This is a genomic window from Xanthomonas sp. A1809 (assembly GCF_017746015.1).
Classification (GTDB): Bacteria; Pseudomonadota; Gammaproteobacteria; order Xanthomonadales; family Xanthomonadaceae; genus Xanthomonas; species Xanthomonas euvesicatoria.
In genome coordinates this window covers 66,066-91,912 of the sequence record NZ_JAGHWZ010000007.1, presented here as the reverse complement: position 1 = coordinate 91,912, position 25,847 = coordinate 66,066, and the positions used below count along the sequence as shown (strand labels likewise).

17 protein-coding genes, 1 tRNA gene and 2 pseudogenes are annotated in these 25,847 nt (G+C 64.6%); 8 read left to right on the top strand and 12 right to left on the bottom strand.

What is annotated here, in order from left to right; genetic code table 11:
* Positions 1-2 precede the first annotated feature (2 nt).
* From pstB to rnt, 4 genes are all read left to right on the top strand, one after another.
* The gene (gene pstB, locus J7396_RS11575) at positions 3-833 is read left to right on the top strand and encodes a phosphate ABC transporter ATP-binding protein PstB (protein ID WP_005913798.1); all 831 of its coding nucleotides are present in this window, start codon (positions 3-5) and stop codon (positions 831-833) included.
* A 128-nt stretch (positions 834-961) separates the two neighbouring features.
* Positions 962-1,672, top strand: a complete 711-nt coding sequence (gene phoU, locus J7396_RS11570) for a phosphate signaling complex protein PhoU (RefSeq protein WP_008572166.1) — start codon at positions 962-964, stop codon at positions 1,670-1,672.
* Between the two features lie 110 nt (positions 1,673-1,782).
* Positions 1,783-2,190, top strand: a complete 408-nt coding sequence (locus J7396_RS11565; RefSeq protein ID WP_011346994.1) for an RcnB family protein — start codon at positions 1,783-1,785, stop codon at positions 2,188-2,190.
* Between the two features lie 257 nt (positions 2,191-2,447).
* Entirely contained in the window at positions 2,448-3,089 is a 642-nt protein-coding gene (gene rnt, locus J7396_RS11560) for a ribonuclease T (protein WP_008572178.1), read from the top strand.
* Positions 3,090-3,233: 144 nt separating this feature from the next.
* On the opposite strand, the gene J7396_RS11555 is transcribed toward rnt, so the two are convergent.
* The 4 genes from J7396_RS11555 to rnr all read right to left on the bottom strand — a co-directional run bounded on the left by J7396_RS11555 (position 3,234) and on the right by rnr (position 10,867).
* The gene (locus tag J7396_RS11555) at positions 3,234-6,269 is read right to left on the bottom strand and encodes a ligand-binding sensor domain-containing diguanylate cyclase (protein ID WP_209261484.1); all 3,036 of its coding nucleotides are present in this window, start codon (positions 6,267-6,269) and stop codon (positions 3,234-3,236) included.
* Between the two features lie 264 nt (positions 6,270-6,533).
* Positions 6,534-7,283, bottom strand: a complete 750-nt coding sequence (gene rlmB, locus J7396_RS11550; protein ID WP_011346992.1) for a 23S rRNA (guanosine(2251)-2'-O)-methyltransferase RlmB — start codon at positions 7,281-7,283, stop codon at positions 6,534-6,536.
* Positions 7,284-7,591: 308 nt separating this feature from the next.
* On the bottom strand, positions 7,592-8,065 hold the full coding sequence (locus tag J7396_RS11545) for a GFA family protein (protein ID WP_033837274.1): 474 nt from the start codon (positions 8,063-8,065) through the stop codon (positions 7,592-7,594).
* 273 nt (positions 8,066-8,338) lie between these two features.
* A complete protein-coding gene (rnr, locus tag J7396_RS11540) occupies positions 8,339-10,867 on the bottom strand; it encodes a ribonuclease R (protein WP_209261483.1) in 2,529 nt (842 codons plus the stop codon).
* Between the two features lie 121 nt (positions 10,868-10,988).
* Here rnr and J7396_RS11535 point away from each other — a divergent pair.
* Positions 10,989-11,075, top strand: a tRNA-Leu gene (locus J7396_RS11535).
* Between the two features lie 335 nt (positions 11,076-11,410).
* Here the strand turns inward: J7396_RS11535 and J7396_RS11530 are convergent.
* The 3 genes and pseudogenes from J7396_RS11530 to J7396_RS11515 all read right to left on the bottom strand — a co-directional run bounded on the left by J7396_RS11530 (position 11,411) and on the right by J7396_RS11515 (position 14,692).
* Positions 11,411-12,934 (bottom strand): platelet-activating factor acetylhydrolase IB subunit, encoded by a 1,524-nt coding sequence (locus tag J7396_RS11530; RefSeq protein ID WP_209261482.1) that lies wholly within the window; start codon positions 12,932-12,934, stop codon positions 11,411-11,413.
* A 294-nt stretch (positions 12,935-13,228) separates the two neighbouring features.
* Positions 13,229-13,310: pseudogene (locus tag J7396_RS22555) on the bottom strand (acyl-CoA dehydrogenase family protein); the annotation flags it as partial.
* A gap of 59 nt (positions 13,311-13,369) precedes the next feature.
* Positions 13,370-14,692, bottom strand: a pseudogene (locus J7396_RS11515) (acyl-CoA dehydrogenase family protein).
* A gap of 88 nt (positions 14,693-14,780) precedes the next feature.
* Here J7396_RS11515 and J7396_RS11510 point away from each other — a divergent pair.
* The 3 genes from J7396_RS11510 to metH all read left to right on the top strand — a co-directional run bounded on the left by J7396_RS11510 (position 14,781) and on the right by metH (position 19,823).
* Complete coding sequence (locus tag J7396_RS11510; RefSeq protein ID WP_011346987.1) at positions 14,781-15,776, top strand: metalloregulator ArsR/SmtB family transcription factor; 996 nt, start codon at positions 14,781-14,783, stop codon at positions 15,774-15,776.
* Positions 15,773-16,903 (top strand): homocysteine S-methyltransferase family protein, encoded by a 1,131-nt coding sequence (locus tag J7396_RS11505; RefSeq protein WP_011346986.1) that lies wholly within the window; start codon positions 15,773-15,775, stop codon positions 16,901-16,903. Before J7396_RS11510 ends, J7396_RS11505 begins: the two co-directional genes overlap by 4 nt.
* A 166-nt stretch (positions 16,904-17,069) precedes the next feature.
* A complete protein-coding gene (metH, locus tag J7396_RS11500; RefSeq protein WP_011346985.1) occupies positions 17,070-19,823 on the top strand; it encodes a methionine synthase in 2,754 nt (917 codons plus the stop codon).
* A gap of 140 nt (positions 19,824-19,963) precedes the next feature.
* Here the strand turns inward: metH and J7396_RS11495 are convergent, their stop codons facing one another.
* From J7396_RS11495 to J7396_RS11475, 5 genes are all read right to left on the bottom strand, one after another.
* Positions 19,964-21,169: an AGE family epimerase/isomerase gene (locus J7396_RS11495; RefSeq protein ID WP_209261480.1), complete on the bottom strand. Its 1,206-nt coding sequence runs from the start codon at positions 21,167-21,169 to the stop codon at positions 19,964-19,966.
* Positions 21,166-22,152 (bottom strand): carbohydrate kinase, encoded by a 987-nt coding sequence (locus J7396_RS11490; RefSeq protein WP_162998443.1) that lies wholly within the window; start codon positions 22,150-22,152, stop codon positions 21,166-21,168. Before J7396_RS11490 ends, J7396_RS11495 begins: the two co-directional genes overlap by 4 nt.
* A complete protein-coding gene (fucP, locus tag J7396_RS11485) occupies positions 22,149-23,459 on the bottom strand; it encodes an L-fucose:H+ symporter permease (protein WP_065627530.1) in 1,311 nt (436 codons plus the stop codon). Before fucP ends, J7396_RS11490 begins: the two co-directional genes overlap by 4 nt.
* Before the next feature lie 13 nt (positions 23,460-23,472).
* Complete coding sequence (locus J7396_RS11480) at positions 23,473-24,648, bottom strand: LacI family DNA-binding transcriptional regulator (RefSeq protein WP_209261479.1); 1,176 nt, start codon at positions 24,646-24,648, stop codon at positions 23,473-23,475.
* Positions 24,649-24,785: 137 nt separating this feature from the next.
* Complete coding sequence (locus tag J7396_RS11475; RefSeq protein WP_209261478.1) at positions 24,786-25,637, bottom strand: transporter; 852 nt, start codon at positions 25,635-25,637, stop codon at positions 24,786-24,788.
* Positions 25,638-25,847 lie beyond the last annotated feature (210 nt).

Genomic DNA, 25,847 nt, shown 5'->3' with positions numbered 1-25,847 from the left:
ACATGAACGATCTCCAAAACGCCAAGCCGATGCATCGCATCGCTGTTCCGGCCGCCACGGGGGCGCCGACGGCGCAGGCGCCGGTGAAGGTGGCCGCACGCAATCTGGATTTCTATTACGACAAGTACCACGCGCTCAAGAGCATCAACATCGAGATTCCCGAAAAGCGCGTCACCGCGTTGATCGGTCCCTCCGGCTGCGGCAAGTCGACCTTGCTGCGCATCTTCAACCGCATCTATGCGCTGTATCCGAAGATGGAAGCGCGCGGCGAGGTGTTGCTGGACAACGAAAACATCCTGTCGCCGAAGTACCCGATGAACCGCCTGCGCAGCAAGGTGGGCATGGTGTTCCAGAAGCCGGTGCCGTTTCCGATGACCATCTTCGAAAACGTGGCCTACGGCATCCGCCACCACGAAAAGCTGTCCAAGGCCGACATGCAGAACCGCGTCGAGCAGGCCTTGCGCCAGGGCGCGCTGTGGGACGAGGTGAAGGACAAGCTGGGGCAGAGCGCGCTGGGGCTTTCCGGTGGCCAGCAGCAGCGCCTGTGCATCGCACGTGCGGTGGCGCTGCGCCCGGATGTGTTGTTGCTGGACGAACCGACGTCCGCGCTGGACCCGATTTCCACCAGCCGCATCGAACAGTTGGTGGAAGAGCTCAAGCGCGACTACACCATCGTGATCGTCACCCACAACATGCAGCAGGCCGCGCGCGTGTCCGACTATACCGCCTTCATGTACCTGGGCGACCTGATCGAGCATGACCGCACCGAAACCATTTTTTCGCAGCCATCCAAGCAACAGACCGAGGACTACATCACCGGCCGCTTCGGTTGATGTAAGGCGCGCCAGCGCAACGCCGCATTGACGCAGTTCCGCCGCACCGCCCGGCACGACATTTGCATCATCTGCCATGTCGCCAAGGTTACGGCGGACATCCACCACTGCCACGAATCGAGACCACGATGAACCAGCACCTCAACGACCATATCGTCAAAAGCTACGACGAGGAGCAGCACCGTCTTGTCGCCGAGATCGTGCGCATGGGCGAGACGGCGGTGGCGCAGCTGGAAGCCGCGCTGGATGTGGTGGAGCGTCGCGATGACAACGCCGCGCACCGCATCGTGGTCAACGACGAGGCGATCGACGCACTGGAGCATGCGATCAGCCACGACGTGATGCGGCTTGCATTGCGCGGCCCGATGGCGCGCGATCTGCGTGAAATTCTTGCAGGCCTGCGGATTCCGGCCGATATCGAACGTATCGGCGATTACGCGGCCAACGTGGCCAAGCGCTCGATCGCGCTCAATTCCGCACCGCCGCTGCCGCAGACCGTGGGCCTGCGCGCGCTTGGCCAGATGGCGGCCGATGCCGTGCGCGAAGCCGTACAGGCGTATCGCAACAAGGATGCCGATGCGGCGATCCGTGTCCGCGACGAAGATGCACGCCTGGATGCGCAGTACACCGCGTTGTTCCGCGAGCTGCTCACCTACATGATGGAAGACCCGCGCAATATCACTCCGTGTACGCATCTGCTGTTCATGGCAAAGAATCTGGAACGCATTGGCGACCACGCCACCAACATCGCCGAGAACGTGTGGTTCCTGGTGCATGGCGAGCAGCCCTTGCCTCCGCGGGTGAAGCGCGACGACACCAGCAGCACCGGCGTCATCTAGACCGCGGCGGCGTTGCCGTGAGGCGCCGCAAGGCCTTCTCATTACGTATTCAGCTTGAAACTTCTACGGTGCAGCTGCACAGGCATTTCCTGTGACCCAGGAGTCCGCTGATGAAACGTTTCGTTGGATCCTTCATGGCCTTGACGCTGCTGACCTCTGGCGCAGCGTTTGCAGCACCGCAGCAGCACGAGCTGGATCACGACCGTGACCGCAATGCGCAGCGTCACGACGACCATGGTCCTGACCGCCATGACGATCACCGCGACGACAGGCATGACGACAGGCGCGACGATCGCCGCAACGCGCATCACGAGGATCATCGCAACGAGCGCCGCGGCCCGCCGTATCGCCGCGGCGAGCGGCTGGCACCGGACCATCGTGGTAGTCGCGTTGCCGACTACCACAAGCACCATCTCAAGCCGCCGCCGCGCGGGCACGAATGGCGTCGCGTGGATAACACCTACGTGCTGATCGCAGTGGCCACCGGGCTGATTACCAGCGTCGTCGCGGGTCGCTAAGGGCTCGCTCACCGTGTCGTTAGGGAGGCCCGGTCCGTGGCAACGCGGATCGGGCCTTTTCATTTCGGTGTATGGCGACTGTCGCTGTGTGGTCTGCAGTCGCCCGGTTCGGGGAAGACGCTCGCAGACAGTGGGCCGGCAATGCACGCCGACGCCACTCGAGTGGCCGTGCACCCAATCGTCGGGGCGTCGCTGCCGCCGGTGTGGGCGTGCCAGCCTGCAGCCAGGGCAGAGCCCGGCGTGCGACCTGCTAGGCTATGCGGATGAACGAACCGGTCGATGCACAGCCTGCCCCCTCTTTTTTGCCGATGTCGCGCCGCTTTCGTGGCTATCTGCCCGTGGTGGTGGACGTAGAAACCGGCGGGTTCGACTGGAACAAGCACGCACTGCTGGAGATCGCCTGCGTGCCGATCGAGATGGATACCGACGGACGCTTCTTTCCCGGCGAGACCGCCAGCGCGCACCTGGTGCCGGCGCCCGGGCTGGAGATCGACCCGAAGTCGCTGGAAATCACCGGTATCGTGCTCGACCACCCGTTCCGCTTCGCGAAACAGGAAAAGGACGCGCTGGACCATGTGTTCGCGCCGGTGCGCGCAGCGGTGAAGAAATACGGCTGCCAGCGCGCAATCCTGGTCGGCCACAACGCCCACTTCGATCTGAATTTTCTCAACGCCGCCGTGGCGCGCGTGGGCCACAAACGCAACCCGTTTCATCCTTTCAGCGTGTTCGACACGGTGACGTTGGCTGGCGTGGCCTATGGCCAGACGGTGCTGGCACGCGCCGCCCAGGCCGCCGGCCTGGACTGGAATGCGGCCGACGCCCACAGCGCGGTCTACGACACCGAACAGACCGCACGCCTGTTCTGCAAGATCGCCAACGCCTGGCCCGGGCCGGTGTGAGTTGGGAATCGGGAATCGGGAATCGGGAATCGCAAGAGCTTTCCACAGGTAGCGCGCCAGTAGCGCACCTACCTCCTCTGCCTGAGCGCCCCTCTCCCGCAGCGGGGATCGCTCCTACGATTCCCTATTCCCCATTCCCCGCCCCTAACCCACACAGATCCGATCGCGGCCGGCGCTCTTGGCCTCGTACAAGGCGTGATCGGCGCGCTGCATCAGCGACGAGCCGGTGTCGTCGTCGCGCAGCGCGGCAACACCGGCGCTGAAGGTCACCTGCAAGCCCTCGACGCTGGCCCAGTTGTGACGGGCGTGGAAGAGCGCGCGGATGCGCAGGCAAAGCGCCTGTGCCTCGTCCAGCGTGGTGTCGGCCAATAGCAGCGCGAATTCTTCGCCGCCCAGGCGTGCCGGCAGATCCGAGGCGCGCGCGGCCGCCGTCAGGAGCACTCCCACCTCGTGCAGGACCGCATCGCCGCTGGCGTGCGAATAATGGTCGTTGATGCGCTTGAAGTGATCGATATCCAGAATCGCCAGCACCAGCGTCCGCCCACTGCGCCGTGCACGGCTGATATCGCGCGCCAGCGCTTCGTCGAAATGGCGACGGTTGGGTAGCCCGGTCAATGCATCTTCGTGCGCCTGACGCTCGAACACATCGGACTTGATGCGCAAACGCGTCAATAGCTCGCTCTTTTCCTGATTGGCCTGCAGCAAGCGCTGCGCCTGCCGTTGCAGGTCTTCGGTGCGCTTGCGCACCAGCTCGGCCAGGCGCGCGTTATGGGTCTTGTAGCGATGCAGCAACACCCGATACAGCAGGGCCAGCAGCAAGAGCGCCCCCAGCGCCGCGGCAAAGCGCACATCCTGGCGTTGCCACCACAGCGGCAATACCTCGAACGCCCACACCGCTTCGTGCGGGCTCCATGCCCCGCCCGGATGGCGCGCAGCCACGTGCAGACGATATCGGCCCGGCGGCAGGCCGATGAATTCCACGCTGCGCTGCCGGCCGCGTTCGGTCCAGGTGTTGTCCAGGCCTTCCAGCCGGGTGCGGTACTCGATTCGCTCCGGCAGCAGAAAGCTCATGCCGACGTAGGACACGTTCAAGCGATGCCCGCCGGCCAGTTGTGCGCGCTGGCGCCACACCAACGGGCGGCCATCCTGCTGCACGTTCTCGATCACTGCCGGCGGCGGGCGACGTTCGCGAAAGCGCTGCAGACGTGAGGGGTCGACCATGCTTACCCCGCCAGCTGTCACCACCCACACCGTGCCGTCGGCGCGCCGCAGCAGGCTGGGGCCGGAACTGCCGTTGGCCTGTGCATTGCCCATGCCATCGATCTCGCCATAGCGTTCGATCGCGAGCGTGCCGCGCCCATCGGCAACTGCATCGAGCGTTTTGAATTCGGTACGCAGCACGCCGCGATTGCTGCTGATCCACGCATTGCCAAGCCGGTCTTGGACAAGCTGGAACACCGTATCGACCGGCATCCCCTGCTCCAGACCCACGCGTGCGAGAACGCCATTGCGCTCGCGATACAACCCGCGGTCGGTCGCGATCCACATGGCATCGCCGATGGCCTGAAAACCGAATACGCTGCGCGCGCCGCCCAGTTGCTCAAGATTCAACTGGCGCAGCTTGCCGTTGCGTAGCACTGCCGCACCATCGACCGAACCGATCCACACCGCGCCATCGACGTTGGCCAATGCGGTCACCACGCTGGCAGGCAAGCCGTCGATCGCCAACGGCGTGCGCTTGCCATCCACCAGCTGCACCACGCCACGCTGGGTTGCCAGCCATACCGTCTCGTGGTCGTCGATCACGATCGCGCGGATATGCCCGCCGGGAATGCCCTCGGCCTCGCCGTAATGGGCCAGCACGCGCCCGGCGCGCAACACGAAGACACCATCGGCATAGGTGCCTACCCAAAGATCGCCGTGCCGGTCCAGCGCCAGGCTGAGCACCGAAAGGCGTCGCCCCGATGGTGTGGCCACCGGCACCGCCACGATGCGCCCGTCCGGCAGCATCCGGTCCAGGCCGGCGGTTCCGGCGATCCACAGGCTGCCGTCGCGGTCTTCCAACAAGGCGCGGCTGTAGTCGCCGCTTAATCCATCGCGCTGGCTGTAGCGACTGAACAGTGTCTCGCGCAGCCGGAACAGACCGCCATTTGCGCCGACCCAGATGCTGCCTTCGGCGTCCTCGCGCAGACTGACGATGCGCCCGGTCGGCAGGCTGCGACCGGCCGGCAGATGCTCCACGCCGTACGGCCCGATCCGCAGCAGCCCCTGGTTTTCGCTGCCCAGCCACAGGTCGCCATTGCGATCCTGCAGCATCGCGGTGAAGTGACCCTGCCCCGGCACCCGATGCATCAGCTCGGCGCGCTCGCCCTGCAGGCGATACAGCTGATCTCCCGCAACCACCCACACCGTGCCGTCCGTTGCGCGATACGGCCATGCCAACCCCGGCGGAAACCCGAATGCGGCCGGCGCGCGGTGCATGCGCCCATCCGGTTCGCGGTAGATCAATCCATCGAAGGTGCCGATCAACAAGCGCCCCTGCGCATCGACCACCATGCGCGGAAAGCTGCTTTGCAGCGGTGCGTCATCGTGCGGCGGGAAATAGTCGAAGCGCCCATCCGGCCACAGGCAGCCCAGCCCGTGCCCTTCGAACAACAGCCACATGCGGCCTTCGGCGTCCATGGTCATGGCATGGATCAACGCCTGCGGCCACTGCCCTTGCCGCTGCCACTGTCGCCATTGCCCGTCGGCACCATGCCGGACCAGATTGCCGCGCGCATCGCTCAGCCACAGCGCGCCATCGCGATCAACATACAGCGCGCCGACGCCGTTATCGGGCAGCCCAGGGCGCGTGCTGCGGTCGATCACGCTGAATTCCAGCCCGTTGTAGCGCACCAACCCTTCCCAGGTCGCGAACCACAGATACCCGTCGCGGGTCTGGGCGATGTCGCGCAAGGAGTTGTGCGGCAGCCCGTTGCGCGAACTCCAGCTATCGATGGCGTAATCGCGCAAGCGTGCCGTGCCGGCCGGTGAGGCAGCCGCAACAAGCGAACACAGCGCCAACAACAGGCAGGCGCCGACACCGAGCCAGCGCGGCTGCCGTCTATGTTTTCGTCGTGCTGACGCCTGGACGCCGCAACTGCTCTCGCCTGTTTGCCAGGCGCCCACCCCATCGTTCATCACACACAACGCGCCGTTCGCTGGCGATATGGTAGGCAAAAACGTCGCGCTGCGTTCGACGGTGGCTGCGCATGCCTGGAAAGCCTTGCTGCAACTCCCTGCGCGTGCGCCAGTCAACGCCTCGCGAACCGCATCTGCGCGGAACATTGCGCAGATGCCCATCGGCAATGCAACGATCAAGCGTTGGCGCTGCTGTGCATCGCGTAACGCGCGTGGGTTACGCAGGCCGGCACGCCTGCGCTCGCGCCTGATGCATGCGGACCGTTAGGTGCCCAGGCGCTGGCGCACGGCCTCGAACAGGGTCACACCGGTGGCGACCGACACATTGAGGCTTTCAATTTCGCCGGGCATCGGGATCTTGACCAGGCCGTCGCAATGCTCGCGGGTGAGACGGCGCAGGCCATCGGCCTCGCCACCCAGCACCAGCCCGACATTGCCGCGCAGATCCACGCTGTACAACGAAGCCTCTGCTTCGCCGGCCAAGCCATACAGCCACACACCCTGCTTCTGCAGGTCGCGCAGGCAGCGCGCCAGGTTGGTCACCGCCACCACCGGAATGCGGTCGGCCGCACCGGCGGAGGTCTTGCGCACGGTGGCGTTCACCGTGGCCGACTTGTCCTTGGGAATCACCACTGCGGTGACCCCGGCCGCTGCCGCACTGCGCAGGCATGCGCCAAGGTTGTGCGGGTCCTGCACGCCATCGAGGATCAGCACAAGCGCGCGCCCTTCGGCGGCCTCGACCAACCCTTCCAGCTCGTTCTCGGCCCACAGCCGCGCGGCGGCATAGCGTGCGGCCACGCCCTGGTGGCGTACCTGCCCACCCACACCGTCCAGTGCCTGGGTATTGACCCGGCGGACGTCGATGCCCTTGCGGCGCGCCTGTTCTTCGATCTCGGTCAGGCGCGGATTCTTGCTGCCGGCCTCGATCAACACCTCGCGCACGTTGTCGGCGTCGTTCTCGACGGACGAGGCGACAGCATTGACGCCGACGATCCACTGGTTCTGCTTGCTCATTGCGGGCATACGAAGAGGTAAAGGGGAATGGTAGGGCCTGCGGCCTGTCACGTCACGGCCGGTGCGTGGAGCCCGGCGATGCCAACGACGCGATGCGGCGATGGCACTGGTGCTGGACGCGCAGCGCCCGGGGCCAATGGCGCACGCCTGCATTGACCGCACGCTCACCGCGCACCCCATCGTGTCGATGGATGCCTGCCAGATGGCGCACTGGCGCGTGTTGCCGCGGCCAGTGTCGGCCGCGAGCGAGGTGACGCCATTGCTGCTCGCATGCCGCGATCAGCAGCACAACAAACCAAAGCCCTTTCTCACGCCGGCCAATGCGCAGTGTCGTGATCGGGATGTTGTCGCGACACCACGCTGGCCAAAAAAGCCTCCGCGGCAGCATCGTCTTCGGGTGGACGCGTAGGCAGCTGCGCCAGGCCATCGACGAAGGGCAGTTTGCGATCCAGTCCATATTGGATATGCGGCGGCAACTGCTCGGGCGTGTCGAAGGCACCCGCCGCAACTGCCACGCCGTCGGGTGCCTCATACGTCAATGGCGTGCCGCATTCGGCGCAAAAACCGCGCTGCACGACGTTCGACGATGCAAAGCGCTTGGGCTCGCCACGGGTCCAGCGAAACTCGGTGCCTCGCACAGACACCAACGGCGCGTAATACGCGCCGAATGCCTTCTGACACATGCGGCAGTGGCAGATCGAAGCATCCACCAACGCACCACGCACATGAAACCGCACCGCCCCGCACTGGCAGCCACCGCTGTATTCGCTTGAAGTGTCCATGCCCTGCTCCGCGTCAGTCTGTTACGGACATCATTGCAGACCCACTCGCCTGCAACAGCCCACCGGCCTCTCTCACAGCGAATAACACGACTGCGATCACTGCCACGCGGATGCGGCCAATGGTGGAAGTCGCCGCGAACCGCCGGCGCGCCGCGGTTCATCAGCCCCGTCTGTACCCGCCCGACGACCCACGCTTCATTTTAGTGGCTGCTTGTTACCACCACCTCGCGTGGCGGGCTGCCAGTTCGGCCGCCCGCAGCGCCGTCCTGCAACTCAGTACGGCTTCTTCTTGCGCTTGGTCGGCTTCTCGCGTGGCGGCAGCGGCGCTTCGGGCGCTGCACCATTTTCGTCGGCCAGGCGGAAGTCGATCTTGCGCTCTTCCATGCTGGCCTTGAGCACCAGCACGCGCACCCGGTCGCCGAGGCGGAACTCGCGGCCACGGCGCTCGCCGCTGAGCGTCTTGCGAATCGGATCGAACTGGTAATAGTCCTGCGGCAGCTGCGTGACGTGCACCAGGCCGTTGACCTTGGACTGCGTCAACTCCACGAACAGACCAAATCCCGTCACACCGCTGATCACGCCGTCGAACTGGCCACCGACGTGCTTTTCCATCCACGCCGCGCGGTAGCGCTCGTCCACTTCGCGCTCGGCTTCATCGGCACGCCGTCCGCGCTCGGAGCATTGCAAAGCCAGCGCCGCCATCTGACGCGGGGTATAGATGAATGTCTGCGGGCTGGCGCCGGTCAACGCATGCTTGATTGCGCGGTGTACCAGCAGATCCGGGTAACGCCGGATCGGCGAGGTGAAATGCGCGTATGCCTCCAACGCCAGACCGAAATGGCCGTTGTTCTCCGGCGAATACACCGCCAGGCTCTGGCTGCGCAGCAACACCGATTCCAGCAACGCCGCATCCGGGCGCGCGCGCACTTTCTTCAGCAACTTGGTGTAATCGCCGGGGCGCACCTTGCTCCATGCCGGCAAGCTCAGCTGGAACTCCTTGAGGAACTCCAGCAGGTCTTCGTACTTGCTCTCCGGCGGGCGCTCATGCACACGGTAAGGCGCAGGCACATGCACGCTCAGCAGATAGCGCGCCGCCTCGACGTTGGCGGCGATCATGCATTCTTCGATGAGCTTGTGGGCATCGTTGCGCACCAGCATGCCGGCCTGGGTGACTTCGCCGGTGTTGTCGAGCACGAAGCGCACTTCGGAGGTTTCGAACTCGATCGCCCCGCGCTGCGTGCGTGCCTTCGACAGCACGTGATACAGCTGATGCAGGCGCTGCACCTGCGGCAGCAGCGGGCCGATGAAGGCCTTGGTGTCCGCATCGTCTTCGCCCACCGCCTTCCAGACCTGGTTATAGGTCAGGCGTGCGTGCGAATTCATCACCGCTTCGTAAAAACGCGAGCCGGTCACTTCACCATCGCGTCCCACCTGCATGTCGCAGACGAAGCACATGCGGTCGACCTTGGGCATCAGCGAGCAGATACCGTTGGACAGCGTTTCCGGCAGCATCGGTACCACGAAGCCGGGGAAATACACCGAGGTGGCGCGCTTTTGCGCTTCGTCGTCCAGCGGCGTCCCGGGACGGACGTAATTGGACACATCGGCGATTGCCACCACCAGACGGAAGCCGTCGGCATTGGGCTCGCAATACACCGCGTCGTCGAAATCCTTGGCGTCTTCCCCATCGATGGTGACCAGTGGCATCTGCCGCAGGTCCACGCGCCCGCCGATCATCTGCGGCTCGACCACCAACGGCACGGCCGCCGCTTCGTCCAGCACTTCCTGCGGAAATTCGTGCGGCAATTCATGGCCGTGGATGGCCATTTCGACGACCAGCGACGGCGTCAGCTTGTCGCCCAGTACCGCGATGATCTTGCCGATCGCCGGGCGGCGCGCGTCCGGCGGCGCGATCAGTTCGCAGACCACCAATTGGCCTTCGCGTGCCTCGCCGATACCGTCCGGGGCAATCTGCACATTGCGCTGGATGCGCTTGTCGTCGGGGTCGACGTAAGCCACCCCGTGCTCATAGAAAAAGCGCCCCAGCATGCGGGACATGCCACGCTCGAGCACGCGCGCAATGGCACCTTCGCGACGGCCGCGACGGTCGATGCCGGTGACATTGGCGAGCGCGCGGTCGCCATGCATGACCTTGCGCATTTCGAACGGCGGCAGGAACAGGTCGTCGCCGCCCTCGTCGGGCTTGAGGAAACCGAAGCCCTCCGGATTGGCGATGACCACGCCGGCGATCAGGCTGGTCTGCTGCACCGGCGCGTAGCCACCGCGGCGGTTCTGCACCAGTTGCGCTTCGCGCACCATTGCGGCCAGGCGCTTGCCCAGCGCATCGATGCGGTCGCTCAGATTGAGCTGCTCGGCAATTTCTTCGGCGGTCTGCGGACCGTCGCAGGCTTCAAGCAATTGCAGGATGGCCTCGCGGCTGGCGATCGGCTCGGCATACCGAAGAGCCTCGCGCTCGGCATGCGGATCCTTGAATTCGGCAGTCGCGGGTGCAGCGGTCTGGAAGCGTTCCGGCGGCGGCGCAGACGGGCCACTCTTGCGCGGATGCGGAGCGCGCGGCGCAGGCGGCGCGGCCGCCGGCTGTGGCGAGGCTTTGGAGGGGTTGGATGCTTTGTCGGCAGCGCGCTTGTTGGCGGACTTGGTCGATGCGCCGGCTGCGGCGCGGACCAGGAAGTCTGGCATCCAGCCCGGCAACTTCTGCTGTTCGGCAGTGCTGGAATCGCCTGCGCCGGTGGATTTGCGGCGACTCGGCCGATCGGAATCTGGGTTTTTTTTCTTTGTCATTGCTTACATGGTACTGCGTGGCGCGGCGAGATGGGCAGCAAGGCCGGCGCGACCGCCGACGATTGCCGCATGGAACCCATTGACAAGCCGGCCGGGGGCCTGCAAAATTCGCGGCTCACCTGCCCAGGTGGCGGAATTGGTAGACGCACTAGCTTCAGGTGCTAGCGGGGGCAACTTCGTGGAGGTTCGAGTCCTCTTCTGGGCACCAGTTTAAAAAGACCTCCGAGCAATCGGGGGTCTTCTGGTTTCTGGGGTTCGAAAATGCAGTGCGCTGCACTCGATCGCCGCGCCCTTGCCGGCAGCCCGGCCCCGGCTCGCTCTTTCGGCGTTGGAAAACGGCAGACCAGCTCACTGCCGGGGCGCAGATGGCCTCGCTTGAGCCCTTGGCCATCATCACGCTCCACGCCGGAAAGTGGCCCCGCGCACTCCTGAAAACCAAGCGCGCCTGCCGGCCCGCGCGACCCGGCAGCGCGCGGGCGGCCGCACTATCACCCTTACCCGCTGCGCTCGCTTATCGATGAATGCGCTCGCGTGCCGCTACCGTTACGGCGCAGCGGTAATGCCCGCCTCGCGCAGCGCCTGCGCCCAGATGCGGTAGCCGGACTCGCTGGGATGGGTGCCATCGGGCATCAGCGCTTCGGGCAGCGTGCCGTCGGGCTGCAGCATCTTGGGGCCGATATCGACCAACTGCACCGCCGGATCCTTGGCATAGCGCGCGACCAGCAGCCGGTTTGTCTCGGCGATCGGCGCGCGCCGTGCATCGTCGGGGTTGCGGCCACGCGGCATGATCGCCATCAGGATCAGCTTGCTGTTGGGCAGGCGACGGCGCACCTCGCTCACCACCGCCTGCACACCCAACGCCGCTTCAGCCGGGGTGCTGGCGCGCGATTGCGCGGTGCCGCTGAGATTGTTGGTGCCGATATGCAGCACCACCCAGCGCGGGTCCAGACCATCGAGTTCGCCCTGCCGGATGCGCCACAGCACATTTTGCGTGCGGTCCCAACCGAATCCCAGATTCAGGACCGGCCGCGTGCCATACAACCATTGCCATGATTCGGGGCCACTGACGCGCGTGGCCTGCGGCAGCCCAGACCAGAAATGCGTGATCGAGTCGCCGATCATCACCACCTCCGGCTTCAGGCTGCGCGCGACGGCCAGCGCTGCGTGGTGGCGTGCGTACCAGTCGTAGGAATCCTGCTCCAGCCAGTCGACCGGCATCAGCGAGGTCGCCGCGTCACGGCCGAGTTCGGCCACCGGCTTGACCGGTGGCTCGCCCAACAGCCGCGCCAGCGTGGGCTCGATCGCTTCGGCCAGCATGCGCTGCCCCCGCGTGTCCGGATGCAAGGCACCGGCCGCCGGACGGAACCGGGTGTCGTAAAACAGATCGGTGCGGAGTTTGCCGTCGCGCTGGAAGACCGAGCTCACATCCAGATAGGTCACGCGTGGGTTGTCGCCGTAACGCACGGCCAGGCCCTGATTGATCTGCGCATCGCGCCGCGATTTTTCGCTGGAGAGATCGCTGGGCAACACGCTCAGCAGCAGGATGTGCGTTCGCGGCAGCTTCTGCTCGATCGCCGCGACCACCGCATCGATACCGAGTTGGGTCTGTTCGGCGGTTTGACCGAGATGGCCGGTGTTATTGGTGCCGATCAGCACCAGCGCGACCTTCGGCTGCAGCCCGTCGACTTCGCCATTGGCCAGCCGCCACAGCACGTTTTCGGTGCCGTCGCCACTGAAACCTAGGTTCAGCGCACCGCGGCTGCCGTAGAAGGTTTGCCAGGTCGGTTGGAAGTCTTCGTCCGGCGCCTTGGCTTTTTCGTAGTTTTGAGTGATCGAATCGCCGATCAGCAGCAATTTGGTATCCGGGTGCTGCTTGACCTGCTCCAGCACCTGCGCATGCCGTTGCGCCCACCAGGACTCGCGCAGACGATCGGTTGGCACGATCGAAGGCGGCGAGGTTTGCGCGCCTGCCGTCGTGCAGAACAGCAGCAGCCCCCAGCACCACAGGGTATGCGCTAAGCCGGAGCGTGAAACACGGGACAAAGCAGCGTGCGAAGACCGGGACATGCGCGCACCAGACACGGGAGAAGCGTCGATTGTGGTCCGCGCATGCAACGCAGGACAACCCTTGGCATAGCCGCCCTTGATGATCACAACGCACTGCAGCGAGCACTCCGACGTTGCCGCGTTGCTGCAGCAATGCTGAGGGAATGACGGGCTTCGCCGCGACCCTGTCGTGCCGCGTGCGATCACCAAGCGCTGGATTGCCGAGGCGCCCGCGTCGATTTCGGTGATCTTGGCATCGCGGAAAGCGCTCCAGCGGTGCCGCGCGCAGCGGCAGCGCTGGAGCGCGGCAAGACCTCAGCGCAGCCCGGTCTCGCCGCGCGCGATCACCATGCGTTGAATTTCCGAGGTGCCCGCGTAGATTTCGGTGATCTTGGCGTCGCGGAAAGCGCTCCAGCGGTGTCGCGCGCAGCGGCAGCGCTGGAGCGCGGCAAGACCTCAGCGCAGCCCGGTTTCGCCGCGCGCGATCACTAGGCGCTGGATTTCCGAGGTGCCCTCGTAGATTTCGGTAATTTTGGCATCGCGGAGAGCGCTCCAGCGGTGCCGCGCGCAGCGGCAGCGCTGGAGCGCGGCAAGACCTCAGCGCAGCCCGGTCTCGCCGCGCGCGATCACCAGGCGTTGAATTTCCGAGGTGCCCTCGTAGATTTCGGTAATTTTGGCATCACGAAAGTAGCGCTCCAGCGGCATTTCTTTCGAATACCCCATGCCGCCATGAATTTGCACGGCCTGATGGGTGATCCACATCGCCGCCTCGGATGCAGTGAGCTTGGCCACGGCCGCTTCGGTACCGAACTTCTGCCCCTGCCCTTTCAACCATGCGGCACGCAGCGTCAGCAGCAGCGCCGCATCCAGCTTGCACTTCATGTCGGCGATCTTGGCCTGGGTCATCTGGAACGTGCCGATCGCCGCGCCAAATGCCTTGCGCTCCTTGGCGTAGGCCAGCGTGGCCTCATACGCCGCGCGCGCAATCCCGACCGCTTGCGAGGCAATGCCGATGCGCCCGGCATCCAGAACGCTCATCGCAGTCTTGAAACCCTCGCCTTCCACGCCCAGCACCTCGTCGGGCTGCGCAACGTAATCGGCAAACTCGATTTCGCAGGTGGCCGAGGCACGGATGCCGAGCTTGGGCTCGGTCTTGCCGCGATGAAAACCGGCGCGGTCGGTATCGACCATGAAGGCGGTGATGCCGCGCGAGCCCTTGTCCGGCTCGGTCACCGCAAACAACACGATGTACTTGGCCACCGGGCCGGAGGTAATCCAGCTCTTCTTGCCATTGATGACGAAGCTGCCATCGGCCTGCTTGACCGCGCGGCAGCGCATTGCCGAGGCATCCGAGCCGGACTGCGGCTCGGTCAGCGCGAACGCACCGATGTGCGTGCCCTCGGCGATCGCGCGCACGTACAGCTGCTTCTGCGCTTCGCTGCCGTTTTTGAGAATGCCGGTGCAAAACAGCGAGTTGTTGACCGAGACGATGGTGGAGTGCGCGCCATCGGCCGCGGCGATTTCGATCATCGCCAGCGCATAGCTGATCGGGTCCATGCCGGCGCCGCCGTACTCGACCGGCACCTCGATGCCCATCAGACCGTTTTCGCCAAGCAGGCGGATATTTTCCAGCGGGAATTCGCCGCTACGGTCGAATTGCTCGGCGCTGGGCGCGATCTTTTCCTGCGCGATGCGGCGCGCCACATCCTGGATCATCAATTGTTCTTCGGTAAAGCTGAAATCCACGTCGCACCCCTTCAGGCCTGAGCTGGACCCCATTGTAGCGCCAACCATTCGCATGCGTATGTAGTTGACCGCACCTGCCGCCGGCCCGAAAATATCTCCATATCGCGATATAGAGATATTCATGGATCTGGAAGACTGGTCGGCCCGCTTGAAGGTATTCGCCGACGCCACCCGAGTCCGCCTGCTGGCCTTGCTGGAGCAGGAAGAACTCACCGTGGCCGAGCTGTCGGCCATCACCCGGCTGGCGCAGCCGCGGGTGTCCACGCACCTGGCCAAACTCAAGGAAGCCGGGCTGGTCCGCGACCGCCGCGCCGGGGTATCGGCGTATTACCGCTTCGACGAAGTGTCGCTGGACCCGGCGCAGCGCGCGCTGTGGCTGGCACTGAGCACCGGCAGCGACGATCCGTTGTTGCGCCAGGATGCCGAGCGCGTGGCCGCGGTGTTGGCCAACCGTGCCGCGGACCAGAACTGGGCCGATTCGGTGGCCGGCGACATGGAACGGCATTACTCGCCGGGACGCACCTGGGAGGCCCTGGCGCGCACCGCCCTGCCCCTGCTGGAAACCGGCGACGTGCTCGATATCGCGTCCGGCGACGGCGTGCTGGCCGAACTGGTGGCACCGCATGCCACCCGCTATATCTGCATCGATACCAGCGCGCGCGTGGTTGCGGCCGCCAGCGAGCGCCTGCGCAAACTACGCAACGTGGAAGTGCGCGAAGGCGATATGCATGCGCTGCCATTCCCCGATGCCAGCTTCGACCTGGTGGTGCTGATGCACGCACTGACCTACGCGGCCAAACCGGCGCAGGCGGTGGCCGAGTCGGCGCGCGTGCTGCGCCCGGGCGGCCGCCTGCTGCTGTGCAGCCTGGCCAAGCACGAACACCGCGCCGCGGTGCATGCGTACGGCCACGTCAATCTGGGGTTTGCTGCCAAGGAGCTGCGCAAGTTCGTTGAAAAAGCCGGGCTGGACGTCTCCAGCCTGGAGACGGTGACACGCGAAAAACGCCCGCCCCATTTCGAAGTGATCTCGTTGATTGCTGTGAAGCCGGGAATGGGGAATCGGGATTCGGGAATCGCCGACCGCAGCGCCGCTGTCTCACGGAGCATCGCATCATGACGCCTGCAGCACTCCACTCCCCCGTCGCACATGCCCTGCCCTGGCTACGTCCCGAGCGCGCAGCCAAGCTCACCGCCGCGCTTGCCGAGCGCATCCTCATCATCGATGGCGCGATGGGCACCATGATCCAGCGCCACGATCTGCAGGAGCCCGATTACCGCGGCACCCGCTTTGCCGAGGGCTACGACAGTGCGCACGTGCACGGCCCCGGTTGCGACCACGCACACGTACCGCAGGGCCACGATCTGAAGGGCAACAACGATCTGCTGCTGTTGACCCGCCCGCAGATCATTGCCGGCATTCATCGCGCCTATCTGGATGCAGGTGCCGATCTACTGGAAACCAATACCTTCAACGCCACGTCGGTGAGCCAGGCCGACTATCACCTGGAACATCTGGTGTACGAGTTGAACAAGGCGGGCGCGCAAGTCGCGCGCGCCTGTTGCGACGAAGTCGAGGCGTTGACTCCGCACAAACCGCGCTTTGTGATCGGCGTGCTCGGCCCCACCAGCCGTACCGCCTCCATCAGCCCCGATGTCAACGATCCCGGCTACCGCAACACCAGTTTCGATGCACTGCGCGAAACCTATCGCGAGGCCATCGAGGGCTTGATCGATGGCGGCGCGGATACGCTGATGGTGGAAACCATCTTCGACACGCTCAACGCCAAGGCCGCGTTGTATGCGATCGAAGAGGTCTTCGAGGCACGCGGCGGGCGTTTGCCGGTGATGGTTTCCGGCACCATCACCGACGCATCCGGGCGCACCTTGTCCGGACAGACTGCCGAAGCGTTTTATGCATCGGTCGCGCACGGCAGGCCGTTGTCGATCGGCTTGAATTGTGCGCTCGGCGCCAAGGATCTGCGCCCGCACGTGGAAACCTTGGCGCAGATCGCCGACGCGTATGTCAGCGCGCATCCGAACGCCGGCTTGCCGAATGCCTTCGGCGAATACGACGAGACGCCGGAAGAAATGGCGTCCACGTTACGCGAATTCGCACAGGCCGGCCTGCTCAACCTGGTCGGCGGCTGTTGCGGTACCTCTCCGGACCATATCCGCGCCATCGCCGAAGCGGTCGCCGATCTGCCACCGCGGCAATTGCCTGGCGCACAAGAGCTGGCGGCGTGATGCGTCAGGCTCACCCTCATCCACCCTTTGCGCACCTTCTCCCGCCTGCGCGAGCAGGTGGCGCGCAGCGCCGGATGAGGGCTGCATTGCACCGCGCCCCAGGGCAGGGCCGTGAATACCTATTCACCACGACCGATCGCGCCGTCATCGTCCAGCAGAGCCTTGCATGAGCACTCCCCGCTACACCCGCCTGTCCGGCCTTGAGCCGCTGGTCATTACGCCGGACCTGTTGTTCGTCAACGTCGGCGAGCGCACCAACGTCACCGGCAGCGCGCAGTTCCGCAAGCTGATCAAGGAGGAGCGCTACGAGGAAGCGGTGGAGGTCGCGCGGCAGCAGGTGGACAGCGGTGCGCAGATCCTCGACGTCAACATGGACGAAGGCCTGATCGATTCGGAGAAGGCCATGACGCGCTTTCTCAACCTGATCATGTCCGAGCCGGATATCGCGCGCATTCCGGTGATGGTGGATTCGTCCAAGTGGAGCGTCATCGAAGCGGGATTGAAATGCCTGCAAGGCAAGAGCGTGGTCAACTCCATTTCGCTCAAGGAAGGCGAAGCAGTGTTCATCGAACACGCCCGCAAGGTATTGCGCTACGGCGCCGCCGCGGTGGTGATGGCCTTCGACGAGGCGGGCCAGGCCGACACCTGCGCGCGCAAGGTCGAGATCTGCACGCGCGCCTACACGCTGCTGACCGAGCAGGTTGGCTTTCCGCCGGAAGACATCATCTTCGACCCGAACATCTTTGCCGTGGCCACTGGCATCGAAGAGCACGACAACTACGCGGTGGACTTCATCGAAGCCACCCGCATCATCAAGGACACGCTGCCGCACTGCCATGTGTCCGGCGGCGTTTCCAACGTCTCGTTCTCCTTCCGCGGCAACGAAACCGTACGCCAGGCAATCCACTCGGTGTTCCTGTTCCATGCGATCAAGGCCGGCATGGACATGGGCATCGTCAATGCCGGCGGCATGCCGATCTACGACGAGCTGGATCCGGAACTGCGCGAACGCGTGGAGGACGTGATCCTCAACCGGCGCCGCGACGGCACCGAACGTCTGCTGGAAATCGCCGAGCGCTACAAGGGCACCAAGGGCGCGGCGAAAGTCGAAGACCTGGCCTGGCGCGACAAGCCGGTCCGCGCGCGCCTGGCGCATGCGCTGGTGCACGGCATCGACGCATTCGTGGAAACCGACACCGAAGAAGCGCGCCAGCATTCCACGCGCCCTCTGGACGTGATCGAAGGCCCGCTGATGGACGGCATGAACGTGGTGGGCGATCTGTTCGGCGCCGGCAAGATGTTTTTGCCGCAGGTGGTCAAGTCCGCGCGCGTGATGAAAAAGGCGGTGGCCTATCTGCTGCCCTTCATCGAAGCGGAAAAACTGCGCACCGGCGATGTCGGCAAGTCCAACGGCAAGATCATCATGGCAACCGTCAAGGGCGACGTACACGACATCGGCAAGAACATCGTCGGCGTGGTGTTGGCCTGCAACAACTTCGATGTGGTGGATCTGGGCGTGATGGTCTCGGCGCAGGTGATCCTGGATCGCGCTCGCGAAGAAAACGCGGATCTGATCGGGCTGTCCGGCCTCATCACGCCATCTCTGGAAGAAATGTCGCATGTGGCGCGCGAGATGCAGCGGCAGGGCTTTGACATTCCGTTGTTGATCGGCGGCGCAACGACCTCGCGAGCGCACACCGCGCTGAAGATCGACCCGCACTACACCGCGCCCACCGTGTGGGTGAAGGACGCCTCGCGTGCCGTGGGCGTGGCGCAGTCGCTGATCTCGCGCGACCTGCGCCAGGCCTTCGTTGCCGCCAACGATGCCGATTACGCGGAAATCCGCGCACGCCACCGTAACCGCGGCGATGCCAAGCGCCTGGTGTCGCTCGAAAAAGCCCGTGCGCAGCGCTTCGACGGCGATTGGGACACCTACACTCCACCGGCCCCACGCCAGCCAGGCATCCACGTTTTCGACGACTACCCGTTGCAGGAGCTGATCGAACTCATCGACTGGACGCCGTTCTTTCAGGCATGGGAGCTGGCCGGCAAGTTCCCGGCGATTCTCAGCGACGAAATCGTCGGCACCCAAGCCAGCGAGCTGTATCGCGACGCACGCCGCATGCTCAAGCGCATCGTCGAAGAGAAGTGGCTGACGGCCAAGGCCGTGTTCGGGCTGTGGCCGGCAAATAGCGTTGGAGACGATGTTGTCGTCCTGACGGAGCCGGCAGAATCGGGAATCGGGAACCGGGAATTGCAAGGCGATGCCCGCACACTCGACCATTCCCGATTCTCCATTCCCCATTCCCTGCACTTCTTGCGCCAGCAAGTCGACAAGCCCATCGACCGCCCCGACTTCTGCCTGGCCGATTTCGTCGCTCCCAAGAGCAGCGGCAAGCAGGACTGGATCGGCGCGTTCGCGGTCACTGCCGGCATCGGTATCGATGCGCATGTGGCCCGGTTCGAAGCCGCGCACGACGACTACAACTCCATCCTGCTCAAGGCGTTGGCCGACCGTCTGGCAGAGGCGCTGGCCGAGCGGCTGCATCAACGCGTGCGCACCGATTTCTGGGGTTATGTGGAGGACGAAGCGTTGGACAACGAAGCCTTGATCGCCGAGCGCTATCGCGGCATCCGCCCGGCTCCCGGCTACCCGGCTTGCCCGGAACACAGCGAAAAACGCACCTTGTTCGATCTGCTCGATGCCGAGCGCAACGCTGACATGTCGCTGACCGAAAGCTTTGCGATGCTGCCCACTGCCGCGGTCTCCGGTTATTACTTCAGCCATCCCAAGAGCCAATACTTCGTGGTCGGGCGACTAAGCAAGGAACAGGTGGCCGATTATGCAAAGCGCAAGAGCATCACGCTGGCATTGGCCGAGCGTTGGCTGGCATCGAATCTGGATTACGACCCGGAGTAAGGGCATCTGCTGACCGCAGATATCGTAGGAGCGCACCCGGGCGCGATGGGGGTCTTATCGGTAAAGCCTCATCGCGCCCGGGTGCGCTCCTGCGCGGCAACGTCACCGCATTGCGCGGCGGCGCCTGGATCACGCCAGCATCAAGCAGCCGGACGCAACACGTTCAAGACTTCGTAGCACGCGCCCATGGTGTGGTAATCGGTCTTACCCGCCGGGCTTTTCTCATCGCTGTACTTGCGGTTGTCCGCATCCAGGATGCGATACCACGCGCCATACTGATGGTCGATCATGTGCGCCCACGAATAGGCCCACAGCGTGTCGTACCACTGCCAGTAGCGATCGTCGCCGCTGCGCTGCGCCAGCAATGCAGCAGCGGCCAACGACTCGGCCTGCACCCAGAAATACTTGTCGTCGTCGCAGACATTGCCGTCAGGGTCGAAGCCGTAATACAGCCCACCGCGCTGCGTGTCCCATGAGCGCTCCACTGCCACGTCGAACAGATGCTGCGCGGTCGGCAGCAACCAGTCGGCCGGCGCATAGCGATCCAGCAGCATCAGCAGCTTGGCCCATTCGGTCTGATGGCCGGGCTGAAAACCCCACGGGCGGAACAGGTGCTTGGGATTGTCGCGGTTGTAATCCCAGTCGATATTCCACTGCAGATCGTAATGCTCCCACACCAACCCATCGGCTTTGGCTGCCTGGCGACGGGTCATGTTCTCCGCGAGCACCAGTGCGCGATCGAGATAACGCTGCTCGCCACTGGCTTCGTACGCGGCGATCATCGCTTCGCACATATGCATGTTGGCGTTCTGGCCGCGGTAGCTGGTGAAGTTGAACTGCGCGTCGGCTTCGTCGCGGTACAGCCCGAACTCCGCGTCCCAGAAGTACTTCTCCAGCAGTTGCCAGGTCTCGTCCATCCACGCGCGTGCCTTATCGACACCGGCTTTCAGACCACACGCATACGCCAGCAACACGAACGCCACGCCGTAGCAGTGATTCATGTCGTCTTCGACCACGCCATCGCGCAGCGTCCACGCATAGCCGCCGGTTTGCGGATTGCGATGCACATTGCGCAGATAGTCCAGCCCGTGACGTACCGCCTGCAGGTACGCAGCATCGCCGAACTCGCGGTAGGCCATTGCGTAGTTGAAAACGAAGCGCGTACTGCTGACCAGGTGCCGATGCCCGGCATCGTAGATCGAACCGTCATCGCGGAAATACTGGAAAAACCCACCTGCCGGATCGATCGCGCGCGGATGGTAGAACGCCATGGTGTCGGCGATGTGCTGGCGCAAGACGTCAGCCGAACGGAAATCGGGTGCGGGTGTTGCAGGCAAGCGGCTCATGATTGTTCCTGGATCAAGGAATGGACTTCATCGATGCTCGGCATTGCCGCGAACGCGCCCTTGCGCGTCACCGCCAGCGCGCCGACCGCGGCAGCAAACCGAATCACCTCATTGATTGCCGCGGAATCGCCGCATAGCTGCTCCAGCGATGCAGCACGCGTTGCCAGCTGATACAGCAGCCCGCCGACGAATGCATCGCCAGCGGCGGTGCTATCGCGCACCTGCACCTGGAACGCCGGCACCTGGCCCGCATCGGTGCGTGTCTGCCAATGCACCGGCCCGCCGCCATCGGTGACCAGCAACCAACTGGCCTTGCCCTGCCACAGCTTTTGCGTGACCGCACTGGCATCGCCATCGAGCGTTCCCGCCAGATACTCAAGCTCCTCGCGCGAAAGCTTGACCACATCGGCCAACGCCAGCGCCTCCCATAGCAACGCCGCCGGATCGACATCCTGCGGCCACAGCATCGGGCGCAGGTTGAGGTCAAGGCTGACGATGGCGCCATCGGCGCGCGCACGGCGCATGCCGTCGAGCGTGCACTGGGCAATCTGCGGCTCGGTCATGCTGTTGGAGCACACATGCAATACCGCTGCCTGCGTAAACCCGTCCGCGGCGAAGTGCTCGGGACGGAACAACAGGTCCGCTGCCGGTGGACGGTAGAAACTGAAACTGCGTTCGCCCGCGTCGTCCAACGCAACGAACGCCAACGCAGTCTTGGCCTGATCGGTGCGCACGATGCCATCGGTCGCCACGCCGGACTGCTGCAGGCTTTGCAGCAGGAAATCGCCGAACATGTCGCGCCCGAGCATGCCGACGAAATGCGCAGCACCCCCCAGGCGCGCCACCGCAACGGCGACATTGGCCGGCGCACCGCCGGCATATTGCGCGAAGGTACGCGCCTGGTCCGGGCCGGCCTGCGGCAACGCCAGCATGTCGATCAGCGCTTCGCCGAAACACACTACCTGATGCTTGGTCGCACTCATGCGCGTGCCTCCGCCAGTGCGCCGCGCAACCGCGAGCCCCAGATACCGTAGAACACGATGTACAGGTAGCACAGCAACGGCAGCACGAACGACTCATGCAGGCCGATGCTGTCGGCGAGCAGCCCTTGCAGATACGGCACGATGGCGCCACCGACAATGGCCATGATCAGCAGGCTCGAGGCGCGCCCGGTCAGCGGGCCGAGCCGTTCGATACCCAGGGTGAAGATGGTGGGGAACATGATCGAATTGAACAGGCCGATCGCCACCAGCGCATATACCGCCAACATGCCGCCGCTGGCCATGGTCAGGCCCAGCAACACCGCATTGATGGCCGCGAACACCGACAACAACACGCGCGGCGACAACTTGGCCAGCAGCGCCGAGCCGATGAAACGGCCGATCATCGCCAGCGTCCAGTAGGCCGACACGTACTTGGTTGCCTCACGCTCGGTGAACCCACCGATCTGCGGCAGCGAGAAGTAATTGACCATCAGGCTGCCGATGGCCACTTCTGCGCCCACATAGAAGAAGATCGCCAACACACCGAAGCGCACATGCGGGTGTCGCAAGGCATCGAGCAAGGAATGCTTGCTGTCGTCTTTCTGTGCGCTGGCGTCGGTCAGTGCCGGCAGACGGAACAAGAACACTAAAATCGCCAGCAAGAACAGCACGATACCCAGCCCGATGTACGGGCCTTGCACGGCCTGCGCTTCCTGCACGCGATAAGCCAGTTGCTCGGCTTCCGGCAGGGCTTTCAGCTGGTCGCCGCTCATCACTGTGTTGGAGAGGATCAACCAGCCGCCCAACAGCGGCGCGATCGCGGTACCGAGCGAATTCAACGCCTGGGCCAGGGTCAGGCGACTGGAGGCGCTGCGCTCGGGCCCCAGCAAGGCGACGTAGGGATTGGCGGCCACCTGCAGGATGGTGATGCCGGTGGCCAGCACGAACAATGCGCCGAGAAATGCGCTGTACACGCGCAATTCCGCCGCCGGCCAGAAACCCAGCGCGCCGACCGCCGCCACCGCCAACCCGGCCACGATGCCCTGCTTGTAGCCCAACCGATTCACCAGCCAACCGGCCGGCAGCGACATCAGGAAGTACGCACCGAAGAAGGTGAACTGCACCAGCATCGCCTGCGCGAAGTTGAGCTCGAACACCGCCTTCAGATGCGGGATCAGGATGTCGTTGAGGCAGGTCAGAAAGCCCCACATGAAAAAGATCGTGGTGACCACCGACAACGCGACGCCGTTGTTGACGGGCGCCTTGTTGCCGCTGGGCACGGAGGATTGCGTGGAAAGGGAAACCATAGGGATTGCCTGGTCAGCGGCCGGAGGCCTTGGTGGGGGAATGGGCGGATGGACCGCTTGGGGGAGGTGATGACATTCGCGCTGTCGGTCCGCAGGCGCTGCTCGCGCGAATATTCAAGGCAACTGCGGCGGTCAGCTGTTGTGCGGCGAGCTCGGGGCTACCGATGCGTTGCAGTACCAGCTGCGCAGCCTGCCTGCCGCGTGCACGCGGGTCTGCAGCCAGGGTGGTCAATGCAGGCGTGAACAGCGCCGCTTCGGCGATGTCGTCGAAGCCGGTCACCGCAAAGTCGCGGCCGGGCACGATGCCGTGCCTGGCCAGGGCTGCCATCAAACCGAGCGCAACGCTGTCGTTGTAGCAAACCGCTGCAGTCGCAGCCTGCGCCGCAGTGCTCAGCAAGCGCGCCCCGCACAGTGCGGCGTCCTGGCGATTTGGAGCCGACTCGACGTAATGCGTTTCCAGGTCCGCCTCCTGCATCGCGCGCGTGTAGCCGGCGCGACGCTGCCGGCAGGAACTGGATGCGGCATGCCCACCGAAGAACACGATGCGCCGATGACCTTGCGCAATCAGGTGCGAGCAGGCCTCGAACGCGCCTTGTGCGTTGTCCAGCGCCAGCAGATCCCATTGCGCACCCTCCACCTCGCGATTGAACAGCACCACGTTGCGTTGGCGGCCGAGCACCTGGGTCAACGCCTGCGCCTGGCTGCCTTCGGCCGGCGACAGGATGATGCCCGCCGGCGTGTGCTCCATCAGCGAGGTCAGCACTGCCTGTTGACGCTGCGTCGATTCGCCGGTGCTGCCGAGCAAGGTGACATAGCCGGCTGCGCCCAGTGCCTCGTCCACACCGGCGGCGAACTCGGCAAAAAACGGGTTGGACAAATCGTTGATGACCAGCGCGACGCTGGACGAGGTGCGTTGGCGCAAATTCGCCGCGGCGCGGTTGTAGACGTAATTCTGCCGATCCAACTCGGCCTCCACGCGCGCGCGCGTGCTTGCATGCACAAGCGGGCTCCCGCGCAGCACCAGCGACACCGTCGCGCGCGAGACACCGATGGCGCTGGCGATATCGCGTAGCGTCACCGCGCCGCGCCGCGCGCCCGGCGTACCATCGTCCGCAGTCATCTCGGGTGTCGGCTTGGCTGGCGTCACGTGGCGAGCCTTGCGGTGGAAAAAAGACGCATGCAGTGGCATCAAATTGGATCGATCCAATTAGGCCTCTTCCGCGCAGTCAATGCATGCGGCAGTGCAACATACTTCATTTCGCAAGAGGCCAAGCCCAGGTCAACGCACCGACTGGCCAGTGATCCGACAGCGGCGGTTCGCACCAGTCACTCAAACGCGATCGATAGCCCGATGCCACCTTGCCAGTCCGGGCTTTCCGAGGTCAGTCCCCGCAACACCGACACATCCAGCTGCATCGCATGCGGCAGCTGCCAGGCGCCACCCGCGCCGGCCACGCGCGAATGCGCGCTGCCGGTGTCCACGCCCGCTTCCACATAGCTACTGAAATGGTCGCCGGAAAAAAACGTGTAATTGGGCGCGAAGGTCCAGGTGTGCCCGTCGTCATCGCGCGCGTAATTGACGTACAACGCGATGGCACGCTGCTGCGCCAGATCCCAGGATGCAGTCACACCGAGTTCGCGCGAGTAGCCGTCGCTGAAGGCCGGGCTGCCGGTCGGGATGCTGTAAGTGCCCAGCGCAGCCCAATGAAAGCTCTCCGAACGCGATGGCAAGGCCACCTTCAATCCGACACTGCTATCCCCGCCGCCACGTACCCGCACGCCCCCACCATGCTGCCAGTTATAGCTGTCGCTCCCGAGTTGCAGTTCGACATTCTGGAACAACCCCAGACGCAGCAGCGTGTCGGCGGTGTATTGGGTCGTGCGCTGCCCGTCGCTGCGGTCGGTACTTGCATCCGGCAAGCCCTGCTCCCAGGCAAACGCACCTGGCTGCAACGCCTCCGCAGCGAATGGAATGCCCGGCCGGTCGAACGCCGGCGCATCGTCTGCCTGCGCGGCGGCGTGCCCGCTAGCCACGCACAGCGCAAGCATCACCAAGGCCGACGCCGTTCGGCGCGGCGCCTGCACCGGCACCGGCACGCGACTGAAGGCACGACTGTCGACGGCCGCCACGACGTTGAGTGTCAGGAATTTCGACGACAGAGACATATGCAGCACCATTGGCAGGACGGAGCAACCGAGCAGGGACGAGGGCGCGGCAAAAGGCGCCGGCCTGCATCGACACGTAACGGCGCGCATGGTGCCGCGCCACCCGTGACCGGCTTGTATAGCGTCGCGCTGCGTGTTGTCTTCCGCGCCAGCGGTCGGGGTGAGCCCCGATGGCCTTGCATGAAGCACCATGGTCAAGCAACCAACCCGCATTCTGCGCCA